General features: G+C 61.6%; 14 protein-coding genes. 9 read left to right on the top strand and 5 right to left on the bottom strand.

The window, feature by feature from the left end:
• Nucleotides 1-7: 7 nt before the first annotated feature.
• Nucleotides 8-319 (bottom strand): DUF962 domain-containing protein, encoded by a 312-nt coding sequence (locus CGA22_RS04065; RefSeq protein WP_041023349.1) that lies wholly within the window; start codon nucleotides 317-319, stop codon nucleotides 8-10.
• 137 nt (nucleotides 320-456) lie between these two features.
• On the opposite strand from CGA22_RS04065, the gene CGA22_RS04060 reads away from it, so the two are divergent.
• The gene (locus CGA22_RS04060) at nucleotides 457-1,512 is read left to right on the top strand and encodes an AraC family transcriptional regulator (RefSeq protein WP_084213784.1); all 1,056 of its coding nucleotides are present in this window, start codon (nucleotides 457-459) and stop codon (nucleotides 1,510-1,512) included.
• Here CGA22_RS04060 and CGA22_RS04055 read toward each other — a convergent pair.
• The gene (locus CGA22_RS04055; RefSeq protein WP_041023351.1) at nucleotides 1,469-2,923 is read right to left on the bottom strand and encodes a TrkH family potassium uptake protein; all 1,455 of its coding nucleotides are present in this window, start codon (nucleotides 2,921-2,923) and stop codon (nucleotides 1,469-1,471) included. The two genes, CGA22_RS04060 and CGA22_RS04055, sit on opposite strands and share 44 nt — an antisense overlap.
• A gap of 164 nt (nucleotides 2,924-3,087) precedes the next feature.
• Here CGA22_RS04055 and CGA22_RS04050 point away from each other — a divergent pair, with 164 nt between their 5' ends.
• On the top strand, nucleotides 3,088-3,651 hold the full coding sequence (locus tag CGA22_RS04050; protein WP_041023352.1) for an NAD(P)H nitroreductase: 564 nt from the start codon (nucleotides 3,088-3,090) through the stop codon (nucleotides 3,649-3,651).
• A 192-nt stretch (nucleotides 3,652-3,843) separates the two neighbouring features.
• Here CGA22_RS04050 and CGA22_RS04045 read toward each other — a convergent pair whose 3' ends face one another.
• The 3 genes from CGA22_RS04045 to phhA all read right to left on the bottom strand — a co-directional run bounded on the left by CGA22_RS04045 (nucleotide 3,844) and on the right by phhA (nucleotide 6,278).
• Entirely contained in the window at nucleotides 3,844-5,037 is a 1,194-nt protein-coding gene (locus CGA22_RS04045) for an amino acid aminotransferase (RefSeq protein WP_041023353.1), read from the bottom strand.
• Nucleotides 5,037-5,393, bottom strand: coding sequence for a 4a-hydroxytetrahydrobiopterin dehydratase (locus tag CGA22_RS04040; protein ID WP_003184087.1), 357 nt, complete (start codon nucleotides 5,391-5,393; stop codon nucleotides 5,037-5,039). Before CGA22_RS04040 ends, CGA22_RS04045 begins: the two co-directional genes overlap by 1 nt.
• 99 nt (nucleotides 5,394-5,492) lie before the next feature.
• On the bottom strand, nucleotides 5,493-6,278 hold the full coding sequence (gene phhA, locus CGA22_RS04035) for a phenylalanine 4-monooxygenase (protein WP_041023354.1): 786 nt from the start codon (nucleotides 6,276-6,278) through the stop codon (nucleotides 5,493-5,495).
• A gap of 289 nt (nucleotides 6,279-6,567) precedes the next feature.
• Between phhA and CGA22_RS04030 the strand changes: the two genes are divergently transcribed.
• The 7 genes from CGA22_RS04030 (at nucleotide 6,568) to flgK (ending at nucleotide 15,334) form a co-directional block, all read left to right on the top strand.
• Nucleotides 6,568-8,130, top strand: a complete 1,563-nt coding sequence (locus tag CGA22_RS04030) for a sigma-54-dependent phenylalanine hydroxylase transcriptional regulator PhhR (protein WP_041023355.1) — start codon at nucleotides 6,568-6,570, stop codon at nucleotides 8,128-8,130.
• 357 nt (nucleotides 8,131-8,487) lie between these two features.
• Entirely contained in the window at nucleotides 8,488-9,225 is a 738-nt protein-coding gene (locus tag CGA22_RS04025; protein ID WP_041023356.1) for a flagellar basal body rod protein FlgF, read from the top strand.
• A gap of 49 nt (nucleotides 9,226-9,274) precedes the next feature.
• Nucleotides 9,275-10,060 carry a flagellar basal-body rod protein FlgG gene (flgG, locus tag CGA22_RS04020; RefSeq protein ID WP_041023357.1) on the top strand — a complete coding sequence of 262 codons (786 nt, stop codon included), beginning with the start codon at nucleotides 9,275-9,277 and terminating at the stop codon, nucleotides 10,058-10,060.
• Between the two features lie 52 nt (nucleotides 10,061-10,112).
• Entirely contained in the window at nucleotides 10,113-10,808 is a 696-nt protein-coding gene (gene flgH / locus CGA22_RS04015; RefSeq protein WP_041023358.1) for a flagellar basal body L-ring protein FlgH, read from the top strand.
• Nucleotides 10,809-10,853: 45 nt separating this feature from the next.
• Nucleotides 10,854-11,939, top strand: a complete 1,086-nt coding sequence (locus tag CGA22_RS04010; RefSeq protein WP_177329263.1) for a flagellar basal body P-ring protein FlgI — start codon at nucleotides 10,854-10,856, stop codon at nucleotides 11,937-11,939.
• 10 nt (nucleotides 11,940-11,949) lie between these two features.
• Nucleotides 11,950-13,257, top strand: a complete 1,308-nt coding sequence (gene flgJ, locus CGA22_RS04005) for a flagellar assembly peptidoglycan hydrolase FlgJ (protein ID WP_041023359.1) — start codon at nucleotides 11,950-11,952, stop codon at nucleotides 13,255-13,257.
• Nucleotides 13,258-13,267: 10 nt separating this feature from the next.
• The gene (gene flgK / locus CGA22_RS04000) at nucleotides 13,268-15,334 is read left to right on the top strand and encodes a flagellar hook-associated protein FlgK (RefSeq protein WP_041023360.1); all 2,067 of its coding nucleotides are present in this window, start codon (nucleotides 13,268-13,270) and stop codon (nucleotides 15,332-15,334) included.
• The last annotated feature ends 5 nt before the right edge of the window (nucleotides 15,335-15,339 follow it).

The raw sequence follows: 15,339 nt of genomic DNA, 5'->3' as shown, positions 1-15,339 counted from the left end.
CTCTTTCCTAGAACGGAACCTTGCCCCGCAGCATGTCGCGATACATGACGAAATCGCCCAGCAGGCTGTAGAGCGGGTGCTTGAAGGTGGCCGGCCGGTTCTTTTCGAAGAAGAAGTGCCCGACCCAGGCAAAGCCGTAGCCGGCCACCGGCAAGGCGATCAACCACCACCAGGCCGTTGCGACAACGGCCAGGACGAGAATCAGAATGACCAGCGAGGTGCCGATGAAGTGCAGTCGTCGGCAGGTGCTGTTGCTGTGCTCACCCAGGTAGTACGGATAAAAGTCGGCAAAACGCTTGAATTCTCTGGTGTTTTCCAAGACTGCAGGCTCTTTGGTGATGGTTCTGTTTTCAAGTCTAGAGCGATCATCTGCAACGGCCAGTGACAATGAGCGCCACTTTAGTATCCTTCGCAAATCCGGCCGTACTCTGCGGCTTGTCATGCAAGCGATACGTCATGAGCGAACGAACGACTTCTTCAAGCTGGGCGATGGGGATTGTCAAGGCGCTGGAAATGGACGGCCTGGATTGTCGCGCGCTGTTCCAGCAGTTGGGATTGGACTTTGCAGCACTGGACGATCCGGACGCCCGTTTCCCCCAGGATTCGATGACACGGCTCTGGCAACTGGCGGTGGAGCTGTCGGGCAACCCGGCCATTGGCCTGAACATGGGCAAGGTGGTGCGCCCGGCGTCGTTCCATGTGGTCGGTTACGCCCTGATGTCCAGTCGGACGTTGATCGAAGGTTTCCAGCGACTGGTGCGTTACCAGCGGATCATCGCCGAAAGTGCCGATGTGAGCATCCGCCAGATGGAAGGCAACTATGCCCTGATTCTGACGGTACACGGCGATCATCTTCCCACCACCCGGCAAAGTACCGAGGCGTCCCTGGCTTGTGCGCTGAGCCTGTGCAACTGGCTGACCGGACGCACCCTGCATCCGGTCAAGGTGCTGTTCCAAGGGGCCGAACCGATCGATCGTGAACCTTACCAACAGGCGTTCTGCGCACCGTTGGTGTTCGGTGCACCTTATGACGCGCTGGTTTTCAAACAGGCCGACATGGAGGCTCCGCTGCCCACGGCCAACGAGGCCATGGCGCAGCTCCACGACCGGTTTGCCGGTGAGTACCTGGCGCGTTTTTCGGAAAGCCGGGTCACCCACAAGGCGCGCCAGGTGCTGTGTCGGTTGTTGCCCCAGGGTGAACCCAAGCGTGATGTGGTGGCGCAGGCGCTGCACCTGTCCCAGCGCACCTTGCAGCGGCGCCTTCAGGAAGAGGGCACCAGTTTCCAGGCCTTGCTCGACGATACCCGTCGCGAACTGGCCGAGCAGTACCTGGCGCAGCCGACCATGACCTTGCTGCAGATTGCCTATCTCCTGGGGTTTGCCGACCCGAGCAATTTTTTTCGCGCCTTTCGCCGCTGGTTCGATGCCACGCCCGGCGAATACCGGGCAGCGAGGCTGGCCAAACCGGTCAGTGACGCCAGAACGCCGGGATGCACAACACGAACACCGTGATGATCTCTAATCGGCCCAACAGCATGCCGCCGGACAGAATCCACTTGGCGGCATCCGGCAGCGGCGCGAAATTGCCGGCCGGGCCGATGGTCTCCCCCAGCCCCGGGCCGACGCCGGACACCGTGCTGGCCGCGCCGGTCAGCGCCGTCATCCATTCCACTCCCAGCAGCGACAGCAGCAGGGCGATCACGCAGATGGTGATGGCGAAAAAGAACGAGAACGTCAGGATCGAACGCACGATTTCTTCATCGAGGCGGTGACCGTTGTATTTCTGCTTGATCACCGCCCGTGGGTGAATCAGTTGCATAAGGTTGGCCCGGAGCAGGATGTAGGCGACCTGGAAGCGAAAGATCTTGATCCCACCAGCCGTCGACCCCGAGCAGCCGCCGACGAACCCGAGGTAGAAGAACAGCATCAGCGAGAAATTGCCCCAGAGGCTGTAGTCCCCCAAGGCGAAGCCGGTGGTGGTGACGATCGAGGTCACGTTCAGGGCCACATGTCGCAGCGCATCCAGCCAATGCAGGTCGGTGGTGGCCCAGTACCAGGTGCCGAGCACCAGCCAGGTCACCAGTAGCACACCGATCAGACCCTGGACCTGCTGGTCCTTGATCAGCGCCCGGCGATTGCCTCGCAGCATCGAGACGTACAGGGCGAACGGCAGGCTGCCGAGAATCATGATGACGATGGCGACCCAGTGCACCGCCGGCTCGGTCCATTTGGCCAGGGACAGGTCCGAGGTGGAGAAGCCGCCGGTCGAGATTGCCGACATCGAGTGATTGACGGCATCGAATGGGCTCATCCCGGCCCACCAGAGTGCCAGGGTGCCGAGAATGGTGATGCCGACGTAGGACGCCACGATCAGCCGCGCAACCATGTGGGAGCGGGGCATGACTTTTTCCGATCGGTCCGAGGATTCAGTCTGGAACAGGCGCATGCCACCAATGCGCAACAGCGGCAGGATCGCCACCGCCATGCCGATGAAGCCGATCCCGCCGAGCCAGTGCAGCAGCGAGCGCCACATCAGGATACCCGGGGACATGGTGTCGAGGCCGCTCAGGACTGTGGCGCCGGTGGCCGTGATCCCCGACATGCTCTCAAAGAACGAGTCCGTGTAGCTGATGTGTTGGGTCAGCAGGAACGGCAGCGCAGCAAAGATGCACACCACCAGCCAACTGCTGACCGTCAGCAGGTACATGTCTCGCGGGCGCAGATGCACATGCTCGGGGCGTCCGGGAAGTACCAGGGCCAGGCCGGCGACGAAGGTGATCAGGCTCGACCAGAGGAACGAGGGCAGGTCCCCGGTGCGCTCGAAGATCAGCAGGGTGGCCATGGGCACGACCATGAAGATCGCCAGGGTGATCAGGAAGATGCCGATGATGAAGCCAATGATCCGCAGGGTCGGCAACGCCATGAAGTCCGCTCGGGCTGAAAGGGAAGGGCGTCATTCTACCGACGGCAAGCGGCATGTAAACCGCACCCGGCGTGACTGGCGTGTGCATTGACGGCCAATTTGCGCTAACGGACTCACCGTACAGGACACTAGAATAGCCAGACATTTTTTCAGGGAGGTGGCCGATGCAGGCTCTCGACGCTTTGCTCAACCGTGTTTCCGTTCCACGCCTGGTGGAACCGGCGCCCACGCCTGAACAACGGGAGGTCATGTTCGCCGCGGCGATGCGGGCCCCCGATCACGGCCAGTTGCGGCCCTGGCGTTTTCTGACGGTCGAAGGGGAGGCTCGTTATCGTATGGGCGAACTGCTGGCCGACGCGGCGCGATTCAATGATCCGCTGGTGTCCGAGGCGGTTGTGGAGAAGGCCCTCAACGGCCCGTTGCGTGCCCCGTTGGTCGTGGTAGTGATCGCGCGTTTGCAGGACCATTTCAAAGTCCCGAAATCCGAGCAGTTGCTGGCAGCCGGCTGCGCCGCCCACGGGATCCTGCTGGCGGCCTATGCCCAGGGCGTTGGTGGCGTGTGGCGCACGGGCGAACTGGCGTACTCGCCGCATGTGGCCAAAGGGCTGGGTCTTGACGTGGGCGAGGAGGTGATCGGCTTCCTTTACCTGGGCACACCGCAGAAAGAAGCGCGGACGGCGCCGAAGGAAGACATTGCTGAATTCGTCCGTGAGTGGACAGGTTCGTAGCAGCCATACACGCTTTGCGACAAGAATGGATTTTGTGGCGAGGGGATTTATCCCCGCTGGGCTGCACAGCAGCCCCCAAACTGCCTACATCAGGAGTAATGACTGATTTTGGGGCTGCTTCGCAGCCCAACGGGGATGAATCCCCTCGCCACAGATAAATCCCCTCGCCACAGGGTTATGCAGGTACAGCCGTTACTTGCAAACGTCCGCAATCGCCTCGGCCAGCCGGTCCAGGCGAGTCGCATCGATGCCGGCCACGTTGGCCCGCCCCGTGCCGACCATGTATACGCTGTGCCGCTCACGCAATTGCTTGACCTGCTCGGGCGACAGGCCGGTGTAGGAAAACATTCCGCGTTGCACGCCGATATGGGCGAAGCGCTCCCGCAGGCCGTGGGGTTCGAGGGCGTCCAGCAGGCCACTGCGTAGCTGGGCGATGCGCAAGCGCATGGCTTCCACTTCGTCGGCCCACAGGCGCTTGAGTTCCGGAGTGCCCAGGATCGTCGCCACCACCGCTGCGCCATGATCCGGCGGTGTCGACCACAGATTACGGGCGATGTTGGCCAGTTGGCTGCGGATGTCCACCAGCTTGTCGGCGTTGCGGGCACAGACGATCAACGCACCGGTGCGGTCGCAGTACAAGCCGAAGTTCTTCGAGCAGGAACTGGTGATCAACACCTCGGGCAACGCCTGGGCGAACAACCGGACTGCCCAGGCATCCTGTTCCAGGCCGTCGCCGAAGCCCTGGTAGGCGAAGTCGATCAGCGGCAACAGCTCACGACTGTGCACCACCTCCAGCACCTGGCGCCATTGATCCTGGGACAGGTCGAAACCGGTGGGGTTGTGGCAGCACGCGTGCAGCAGCACCACGTCACCCTTCGGTGCCTGGCTGAGGGCCGCCAGCATCGCCTCGAAATCCAGGCGATTGTCGCTGCCCACGTAGGGGTAGTGGCTGGCCTTGACGCCCGCGGTGGCGAAAATGGTTTCGTGGATCGGCCAGGTCGGGTTGCTCAACCATACGCCACGGCCTGGCAGGCACTGGGCAATGAAGTCGGCACTCAGGCGCAGCGCGCCGGTGCCGCCCGGGGTCTGGGTGGCACCGGCGCGTTGTTCGGCGATCTGCCGGGCGTCGGCACCCAGGACGAGCGCAGTGATCAACCGCCCGAAACCGGCGTCGCCATGGCCGCCGATGTAGGTCTTGGTGGTCTGCTGGTCCACCAGCCGCCGTTCGGCCTGTTTCACCGATTCGAGAATCGGCGTCAGGCCCTGGGCGTCTTTATAGACGCCCACGCCCAGGTCGAACTTGCTCGGGTTGCTGTCCGCCGAGTAGGCCTCCATCAGGCCGAGGATCGGGTCGCCGGGTACCCGGCCGATGGCGTCGAAATGCATTACTTGCGGCCCTCGGCGGTCTTGGCCACGTCATCGGTGCGGGCGGCCATGATGAAGTCGTTGCGGTGCAGGCCCTTGATGGAGTGGCTCCACCAGGTCACGGTGACTTTGCCCCACTCTGTGAGCAGGCCTGGGTGATGACCCTCGGCCTCGGAGATTTCACCGACGGCGTTGGTGAATGCCAGGGCGTGCTTGAAATTCTTGAACAGGAAAACCTTTTCCAGCTGCATCACGCCGTCGCGTACTTCGATGTTCCAATCCGGAATCTGCTTGATCAGCACCGGCAGTTCTTCGTCGCTGACCTGTGGGGCGTCGGCACGGCAGGCTTCGCAATGGGCTTGGTTCAGAGTGTTCATGGTGTGTTCCTGTAGCGAATATTTTAAAGCGTCAATGGCACCCACGCTAAAGCAAAGCCGCGCGGTGCAACAGACTCACTTGGGATCAAAAAACGCCATTCAGGCGGCTTTCGGTGGAAATTTCGGTGTGTGCAGGCCCAGTTCCTGGCCACGCTTGACCATGCCCATGATGTCTTCGTGGGCCAGGTCGAACAGACGCTTGAGCTCTGGCAGGACGAAATACACCGGCTGCAGAATGTCGATGCGATATGGCGTGCGCATCGCTTCCAACGGGTCGAAGGTTTGGTGCTCCGGCTCGTCCGACAGGCAGTACACGGTTTCCTTGGGTGAAGACAGGATGCCGCCGCCGTAGATGCGTCGGCCCTGCGCTGTTTCCACCAGCCCGAACTCGATGGTCATCCAGTACAGGCGCGCCAGGTAGACACGCTCTTCCTTGGACGCCTGCAGGCCGAGCTTGCCATAGGTGTGAGTGAATTCGGCGAACCAGGGGTTGGTCAGCAGCGGGCAGTGGCCGAAGATCTCGTGAAAAATGTCCGGCTCTTGCAGATAGTCCAGTTCTTCCCGGGTGCGAATGAAGGTCGCTACCGGAAACTGTTTGCTGGCGAGCAATTCGAAGAAGGTCTGGAAGGGGATCAACGCCGGTACCCGGGCAACTTGCCAGCCCGTGGTCGCGCCCAGCACCTTGTTGATTTCGCCCAACTGCGGAATGCGGTCGTGGGGCAGGCCAAGCTTGTCGATGCCGTCCAGGTATTCCTGGCACGCACGGCCTTCGATGACTTTCAGCTGGCGGGTGATCAGCGTGTTCCACACCGCATGTTCTTCGGCGGGGTAGTGGATAAAACCTTGCGCATCGGGCTCGCGGGCCACGTATTGCGTCTGCTTCATGCTGCTCTCCTGCTGATTCCCTCGAGGGGAAGACTGTTTGTTGTTATGTCCAGCGATGTATTAGAGATAACCCGAAGTCCCCGTGGGTGCAGCAGGCCAGCGCAGGTGTGTTCAAGGCAATAGCGGCTATTTCGTAAATTTTTCGTTACGAAAGCCCTCTCGATGCAGCAGTGTCTGGTTTTTTCTGTGGGAATTTACTTGTTGCTGTCACATAATCTTTACAAGAAATTGCGCCACTCGGTAAAAAACCGGTGGCAGAGAGCAGCCACCGAACCCTTGGGTCTTTTATATGCGCATCAAAGTCCATTGCCAGAATCGCATCGGCATCCTGCGGGACATTCTCAACCTGCTAGTGGAATACGGCATCAACGTCGCCCGGGGTGAAGTCGGTGGTGAGCATGGCAATGCGATCTACCTGCACTGCCCGAACCTGATCAACATTCAGTTCCAGGCGTTGCGCCCGAAATTCGAAGGCATTGCCGGTGTGTTCGGCGTCAAGCGGGTAGGGCTGATGCCCAGCGAGCGGCGGCACATGGAGCTCAATGCGTTGCTTGGCGCCCTGGAGTTTCCGGTGTTGTCCATCGACATGGGCGGTTCCATCGTCGCGGCGAACCGGGCGGCGGCGCAGTTGCTCGGGGTGCGGGTGGACGAAGTGCCGGGGATTCCGCTGTCCCGCTACGCCGAGGATTTCGACCTGCCGGAACTGGTGCGTGCCAACCAGTCGCGCATCAATGGGTTGCGGGTCAAGGTCAAGGGCGACGTGTTCCTGGCGGACATCGCCCCGTTGCAATCGGAGCATGACGACAGCGAGGCCATGGCCGGTGCGGTGCTGACGTTGCACCGGGCCGACCGGGTCGGTGAGCGTATCTATAACGTGCGCAAACAGGAACTGCGTGGCTTCGACAGTATTTTCCAGAGTTCGAAAGTGATGGCTGCGGTGGTCCGCGAAGCCCGGCGCATGGCCCCGCTGGACGCGCCGCTGCTGATCGAAGGCGAAACCGGCACTGGCAAGGAGTTGCTGGCCCGGGCCTGCCACCTGGCGAGCCCGCGCGGGCAATCGCCGCTGATGGCGCTCAATTGCGCCGGGTTGCCGGAGTCCATGGCCGAGACGGAACTGTTCGGCTACGGCCCCGGTGCTTTCGAAGGCGCTCGGGCCGAAGGCAAGCTCGGCCTGTTGGAATTGACGGCTGGCGGCACCTTGTTTCTCGATGGGGTGGGGGAAATGAGCCCGCGCCTGCAAGTGAAGCTGCTGCGCTTTTTGCAGGACGGTTGCTTCCGTCGGGTGGGCAGCGATGAAGAGGTGTACCTGGATGTCCGGGTGATCTGCGCGACCCAGGTGGATTTGTCCGAACTCTGTGCCCGAGGGGAGTTTCGCCAGGACCTGTACCACCGCTTGAATGTGTTGTCCCTGCACATCCCGCCGTTGCGCGAGTGCCTCGACGGCCTGGAGCCGCTGGTGGAGCACTTTCTCGACCAGGCCAGTCGCCAGATCGGCTGCGCGCTACCGAAACTGGCCCCGGCGGCCATGGAACGCCTCAGTCATTACCATTGGCCAGGCAATGTCCGGCAACTGGAAAACGTGCTGTTCCAGGCCGTTTCGTTGTGTGACGGGGGGAAGGTGAAGGCCGAGCATATCCGCCTGCCGGACTACGGCGTGCGCCAGCCCTTGGGTGACTTCTCCCTGGATGGCGGGTTGGACGAGATTGTCGGTCGATTCGAGAAGGCGGTACTGGAGCGGCTCTACTCCGAACATCCCAGCAGCCGGCAACTGGGCAAGCGACTGGGGGTTTCCCATACCACCATTGCCAATAAGTTGCGCGAGTATGAGGTGGGTAAAGAACCTGGAATGTAATCCGTTACCTGTGGCGAGGGGATTTATCCCCGCTGGGCTGCGCAGCAGCCCTAAATCAGGCGACTCGGTTTACTAGTCTTATCGACTGGTCTGGTCTGGGGGCGCTTCGCACCCCAGCGGGGATAAATCCCCTCGCAACAAGGGTTAGTGGGTCTGTCCATCCGGTAATCCTTTGCCTTTCAGCGGCATGACACCGCCGGTTTTTCGTCTTCGGTACATTCCCTTCTCCCCCGCAACACCCTGCAAGTCCTTTGTTTGCCGGGCCGCGAGCCGCCAGAAAAAAGTTGGTCTGCAAATTGCTTATGGCTGAGCAGTACAGCAGTGGGCGGCAAACGTCCGGCACGCAGAGGAACGAGAGTGGACAAGTACCTTTATGTGGCAATGACCGGCGCCAGCCAGAACGCGCTGGCCCAGCGGGCCCATGCCAACAACCTGGCGAACATCTCTACCAATGGTTTTCAGAAAGACCTGGAGCAGGCGCGTTCGATGCCGGTGTTCGGCGACAGCTTTCCGGCGCGGGCGTTTGCCATGTCCGAACGGCCGGCCACCGACTTCACCCCGGGTGCGCTGGTTGAAACCGGTCGCGATCTCGACGTGGCGGTGAGCGGGCCGGGCTGGATGGCCGTGCAGAACCCTGACGGCGGTGAAAGCTACGTGCGCACCGGCAGCCTCAACGTCGACGCCCTGGGCGTGCTGCGGGCCGGCAACGGCATGCCGGTGATGGGCAACGGCGGTCCTATCGCCGTGCCGCCGGAGCAGAAAATCGAAATCGGCCAGGACGGCACCATCAGTATCCGCGCCATGGGCGAAGGCCCGCGCGTGATGGCTGAAGTGGACCGCATCAAGCTGGTCAACCCGGACCTCAAGAACATGACCAAGGGCCTGGACGGTTCCATCCGTACCAAGGACGGCCAGCCGGCACCGGTCGACGCCAACGTGCAACTGGTGTCGGGGTTCCAGGAAGCGAGCAACGTCAATGCTGTGGACGAGATGACTTCGGTGCTGGCCCTGGCCAAGCAATTCGAGCTTCACGTGAAGATGATGAACACCGCCAAAGAAGGCGACGAGGCCATGGCTCGGGTCTTGCAGATCTAACCATTAATTAAAGCGTCGCGCCGAAAATCAGGCGTACGAGGAGAATCGAATGCTTCCGGCTCTGTGGGTTGCCAAAACAGGTCTGTCCGCCCAGGACACCAACCTGACCACCATTTCCAACAACCTGGCGAACGTCTCGACCACGGGCTTCAAACGTGACCGTGCCGAATTCCAGGACCTGCTGTACCAGGTCAAGCGTCAGCCAGGTGCCCAGTCGACCCAGGACAGCGAACTGCCGTCGGGCCTGCAAGTCGGTACCGGTGTACGCATTGTCGGCACCCAGAAAAACTTCACCGCCGGCAGCCTGCAAACCACCGAGCAGCCGCTGGACATGGCCATCGATGGTCGCGGTTTCTTCCAGATCCTGCAGCCGGACGGCACCACGTCCTACACCCGCGACGGTACGTTCCACCTCGATTCCAATGGCCAGATCGTCAACGCCAGCGGTTTTGCCCTGGAGCCCGCCATTGTCGTGCCGAACAATGCCCAGACGTTCACCGTGGGTCGCGACGGCACCGTGTCCATCACCGTGGCAGGCAACCCGGCCGCGCAAGTGATCGGCAACCTGCAGACCGCCGACTTCATCAACCCGGCCGGCCTGCAAGCAGTGGGCAACAACCTGTTCCTGGAAACCGCTGCCAGTGGTGCGCCGCAAATCGGTACCCCGGGTTTGAATGGTTTCGGGACCACGCTGCAGAACACCCTGGAAACCTCCAACGTGAGCACCGTTGAGGAGATGGTCAACATGATCACCACCCAGCGCGCCTACGAGATGAACTCCAAGGTGATCTCCACCGCCGACCAGATGCTTTCGTTCGTCACGCAGAATCTGTAATCACTTCTATAGGGCGACCTCAAGGTCGCCTGTAACACCGAGAGGTAGGGTCATGAAACGCTTTGTATCTGTACTGGCACTGAGTGGGGTCACCGCGCTTGCGGGGTGTGTCGCGCCAACGCCCAGGCCCAATGACCCGTATTACGCTCCGGTGTTGCCGCGCACGCCGTTGCCGGCCGCCGCCAACAATGGCTCGATCTACCAGGCCGGTTTCGAGCAGAATCTATACAGCGACCGCAAGGCATTCCGGGTCGGTGACATCATCACCATTACCCTGAACGAGCGGACCCAGGCCAGCAAGAACGCCAACTCGCAACTGGACAAGACCAGCAAGACCAGCGTCGGCCTGACTTCCCTGTTCGGTTCCAGCCTGACCACCAACAACCCGATCGGCGGCAATGACCTGAGCCTTAACGCCGGTTATGGCTCCGACCGGGCCACCAAGGGCGACAGCAAGTCCGGCCAGAGCAACAGCCTGACCGGTTCGATCACTGTGACCGTCGCCGATGTCTTGCCCAACGGCATCATCGTCGTGCGCGGCGAGAAGTGGCTGACCCTCAACACCGGTGACGAACTGGTGCGCATCGCCGGGATGGTTCGCGCCGACGACATCGCCACCGACAACACTGTTTCCTCGACCCGTGTGGCCGATGCGCGCATTACCTACTCGGGTACCGGTGCCTTTGCCGATGCGAGTCAGCCGGGCTGGTTCGACCGTTTCTTCCTCAGCCCGAAGTTCCCTTTCTAGGTGGCCCAGTTGAATCTCAAGCGGTTGAATCTTAAACAGCTACTGATGGGTGCATTGGTGATGTCGGCAGCCTTCACCGCTCAAGCCGAGCGCCTGAAGGACATCGCCAGCATTTCCGGCGTGCGTTCCAACCAGTTGATCGGCTACGGCCTGGTCGTGGGCCTGAACGGCACCGGCGACCAGACCACCCAGACCCCGTTCACCCTGCAGACCTTCAACAACATGTTGTCGCAGTTCGGCATCAAGGTGCCGCCAGGCTCGGGCAACGTGCAGTTGAAAAACGTCGCGGCGGTGTCCATCAATGCCGATCTGCCGGCGTTCGCCAAACCGGGCCAGCAGGTGGATGTCACGGTTTCGTCCATCGGTAACTCCAAGAGCTTGCGTGGCGGCACCTTGCTGATGACGCCGCTCAAGGGTATCGACGGCAACGTCTACGCCATCGCCCAGGGCAACCTGGTGGTGGGCGGTTTCGATGCCGAAGGGCGCGACGGTTCGAAGATCACTGTCAACGTTCCGTCGGCCGGTCGTATCCCTGGCGGTGCGTCGGTCGAGCGTGCGGTACCGAGTGGTTTCAACCAGGGCAACAGCCTGACGCTGAACCTCAACCGCTCCGATTTCACCACTGCCAAGCGCATCGTCGACAAGATCAACGACATGCTCGGCCCAGGTGTGGCCCAGGCCATCGACGGCGGCTCGATCCGCGTCACCGCGCCCCTGGATCCGAGCCAGCGGGTCGACTACCTGTCGATCCTGGAGAACCTTGAGGTTGATCCGGGCCAGGCCGTGGCGAAAGTCATCATCAACTCGCGCACCGGCACCATCGTGATCGGCCAGAACGTCAAGGTTTCGCCAGCGGCCGTGACCCATGGCAGCCTGACCGTGACCATCACCGAAGACCCGATCGTCAGCCAGCCGGGCCCGTTGTCCAACGGTCAGACCGCCGTGGTTCCCCGTTCGCGGGTCAATGCCCAGCAGGAAGCCAAGCCGATGTTCAAGTTCGGCCCGGGCACTACCCTGGATGAAATCGTCCGGGCGGTGAACCAGGTCGGCGCGGCGCCGGGCGACCTGATGGCGATTCTCGAAGCCTTGAAGCAGGCCGGCGCGTTGCAAGCCGACCTGATCGTGATTTGAGGAACGGGCCATGGATATGCGCAAGGGCGCTTTGATCAGTGGGGATTCGGGTTCCTACTCGGACCTGAACCGTTTGAACCAGCTCAAGGTTGGCGACAAGAACAGCGATGGCAACCTGCGCAAAGTGGCCCAGGAATTCGAGTCGCTGTTCCTTGGCGAAATGCTCAAGTCCATGCGCTCTGCCACCGAGGCCTTGGGCAAGGACAACCCCATGAATACGCCTGAGGCCAAGCAGTATCAGGAAATGTACGACCAGCAGTTGGCCGTTTCCATGTCTCGCGAAGGTGGCGGTATCGGCTTGGCCGATGTTTTGCTGCGTCAGATGTCCAAGAACAAACCGCTGGCGCCGGGCGAGGCGGCCGCCGCGTCGGCTGCCAAGCAGCAAGAGGCGCTGGACAAGGTCAAGGCGGTGCCCACCCCGGTGGCTGCCGGAACATTGCCCACCAATGGACCTTTATCGCGCCAGAGCGGCCAGCGTCCGCTCTGGGCTTCGCGGGCCGTCAACGCGCCGCAAGGGGCGGGCGAAGGGGGGCATCGCAACGACATGGAGCTGCTCAACCAGCGTCGCCTGGCCTTGCCGCCGAAACTGGCCGACCGTCTTCTCGCCGGGCTGGTGCCTTCGGCATCGACCAATGCCAATACCGATGCACCGGCGCAGAATATCCGCTCGGATCGCGCCGTCACCGCCACCAGGTCCGCCTCCGGCGAAATGGCCAATGGCGACTGGCTGGCCGCGCTCAAGGCCTCCGAGTCGAGCGGGGATATGCAGGTCTATGGTCGCGCCGTGGCACAGCCACCGTTGGCGCCGGCCCGCAAAGCGTTCCGCGACGCCGATGAATTCGTCAACGCCATGTTGCCCATGGCCAAGGAAGCGGCGGCCCGCATCGGCGTCGATCCGCGTTACCTGGTGGCCCAGGCCGCCCTGGAAACCGGCTGGGGCAAATCGGTCATGCGTCAACCCGATGGCAGCAGCAGCCACAACCTGTTTGGCATCAAGGCCAGCCAGAACTGGAAGGGCGATTCGGCGCGGGCAATTACCAGTGAGTTCCGCAATGGCGAGATGGTCAAGGAGACGGCCGAGTTCCGTTCCTACGCCTCGTACCGCGACAGTTTCCATGACCTGGTCAATCTGCTGCAAAGCAACAGTCGCTATCAAGCTGTGCTGAAGTCGGCCGATAACCCGGAACAGTTTGTACGCGAGTTGCAAAAGGCCGGTTATGCCACCGACCCGCACTACGCCAGCAAGATTTCGCATATAGCCCGGCAGATGACCAGTTCCCAGAACTACGCATCCGCAGGCGCCACCACGACTTTATAAGGTCTGAACCATGAGTTTGCTCAATATAGGGATGTCGGGTCTGTCAGCCAGCCAGACCGCGTTGGTGACCACTGGTAACAACATTGCCAACGTCGATACCGCCGGATATTCGCGTCAGCAGACCGTGCAGACCACCAAGGCCTCCAATCAATACGGCAACGTGTTCATCGGCTCCGGCACGACCCTGGCCGACGTGCGTCGGGTCTACAACTCCTACCTTGAAGCACAACTGAAAACCACTACTTCGCTCAACAGCGATGCGGCGGCTTATCAGGGGCAGATCACGCCTCTGGATTCCTTGCTCTCGGACAGCGGTACGGGCCTCAACGGCGCGCTGACCAAATTTTTCGCGTCGGTGCAGAACGTCAATGCCAAGCCCGGTGACGATGCGTCCCGCCAGTTGCTGCTCAGCGATGCCCAGGCCTTGAGCAATCGGTTCAACTCGATTTCCAGTCAACTGACGGAGCAGAGCGCGAACATCAATGGCAATTTGTCGAACATGGTCAACCAGGTCAACGACCTGGCCACCACCATTGCCCAACTGAACAAGAAAATCGCCGAAGTCTCCAACGCCGGCGGCGCGCCCAATGATCTGCTGGATTCCCGTGGCGAAGCCATTCGCCAGCTGTCGACGTTCACCGGCACCCAGGTTGTGGAAAACGGCAGCAGCCTGGACATCTACCTGGGTTCCGGCCAGCCGCTGGTGATGGGCACAACGGTCAATACCCTGCAGGCCGTGCCGGACAAGAACGATCCGGGGCGCATGGGTATCCAGCTCAACAGCGGCTCCAGCTCCATGGACCTCACCTCGGTGCTCACCGGTGGCGAGATCGGTGGCCTGATGCGCTACCGCAGCACCGTCCTCGACCCGGCCATGAACGAGCTGGGCCGCGTCGCCCTGGTGGTCGCTGACCAGATGAACACCGTGCAGGCGTCGGGTATCGACATGAACGGTGCCTTTGGTTCCAACCTGTTCAATGACATCAACAGCGCCGCACAGGTCAGTCAGCGCAGCGTTGCCGCGCTGAACAACAGTGCAGGTTCCGGCAATTTCAATGTGGCCATCACCGACGCCGGCAAACTGACCACCAACGACTACAAGGTAACGTTCACCAGCGGTACCAACTACACCGTTCAGCGCTTGCCCGATGGCTCGTCGATGGGTGCGTTCAGCACCGCGACTACGCCGCCACCGGTGATCGACGGCTTCTCGATGACCTTCGCCAACGGCACCGCGGCAGCCGGCGACTCGTTCAAGATCACGCCGACCCGCAATGCGGCAGGCAATATCAAGACCGAGATGACCGACTCCAAGCGACTGGCGATTGCCGCGCCGCTGGGTGCAGCCATCGCGGCGGGCGGCAGCGGCACGCTGACCATTCCGGCCAGTGGGCAGCCGACCCTGACGACGAAGCTGGATATCTATGACGCGGCCACCACCAGCGTCATCCAGAACGGCATCAAGACCTCCATGCCGGTCAAGGTACTGTTTGGTGCGACCTCCGCCGATGGCACCAGCCAGGCTTACCAATTGCTCGATGCCCAGGGTAACGAGCTCAGCAATGGCACGATCACCCCCGGTCAAAGCAACACATTGAACCTGAGCGTTCCGCTGAAGGATGCCAGCGGCAACCCGATCATGGATTCGTCGGCGCCACCGGTGCAGCGCACCGTCAGCTTCGCCATGTCCATCGCCGGAGCACCGTCCAACGGGGCCGCCATCAACGTCAGCGTCAGCAAGGCGGGTAGCCTGGACAACCGTAACGGCACCATCCTGGCCGGTCTGCAGACCGCCAAGAGCGTAGATACTGGCTCCTCCAGTGGCGGGATTTCCTTGAGCGATGCCTACGGCAAGCTGGTGGAGGGTGTCGGCTCCAAGGCTGCCCAGGGCAAGCTCGACAGCGCTGCCACCGGCGCGATCCTGAACAACGCCAAAAACGCCCGTGACTCGCTGTCAGGCGTGGATCTGGACGAGGAAACCGGCAACCTGGTCAAGTTCCAGCAGTACTACACCGCCTCTTCGCAGATCATCAAGGCGGCGCAGCAAATCTTCAGCACATTGATCAACAGTCTTTAAGGAGC

This window comes from Pseudomonas sp. PSB18 (genome assembly GCF_014596565.1).
Classification (GTDB): Bacteria; Pseudomonadota; Gammaproteobacteria; order Pseudomonadales; family Pseudomonadaceae; genus Aquipseudomonas.
The sequence above is the reverse complement of the archived record's forward strand: the minus strand, read 5'-3'. Positions and strand labels throughout refer to the sequence as shown.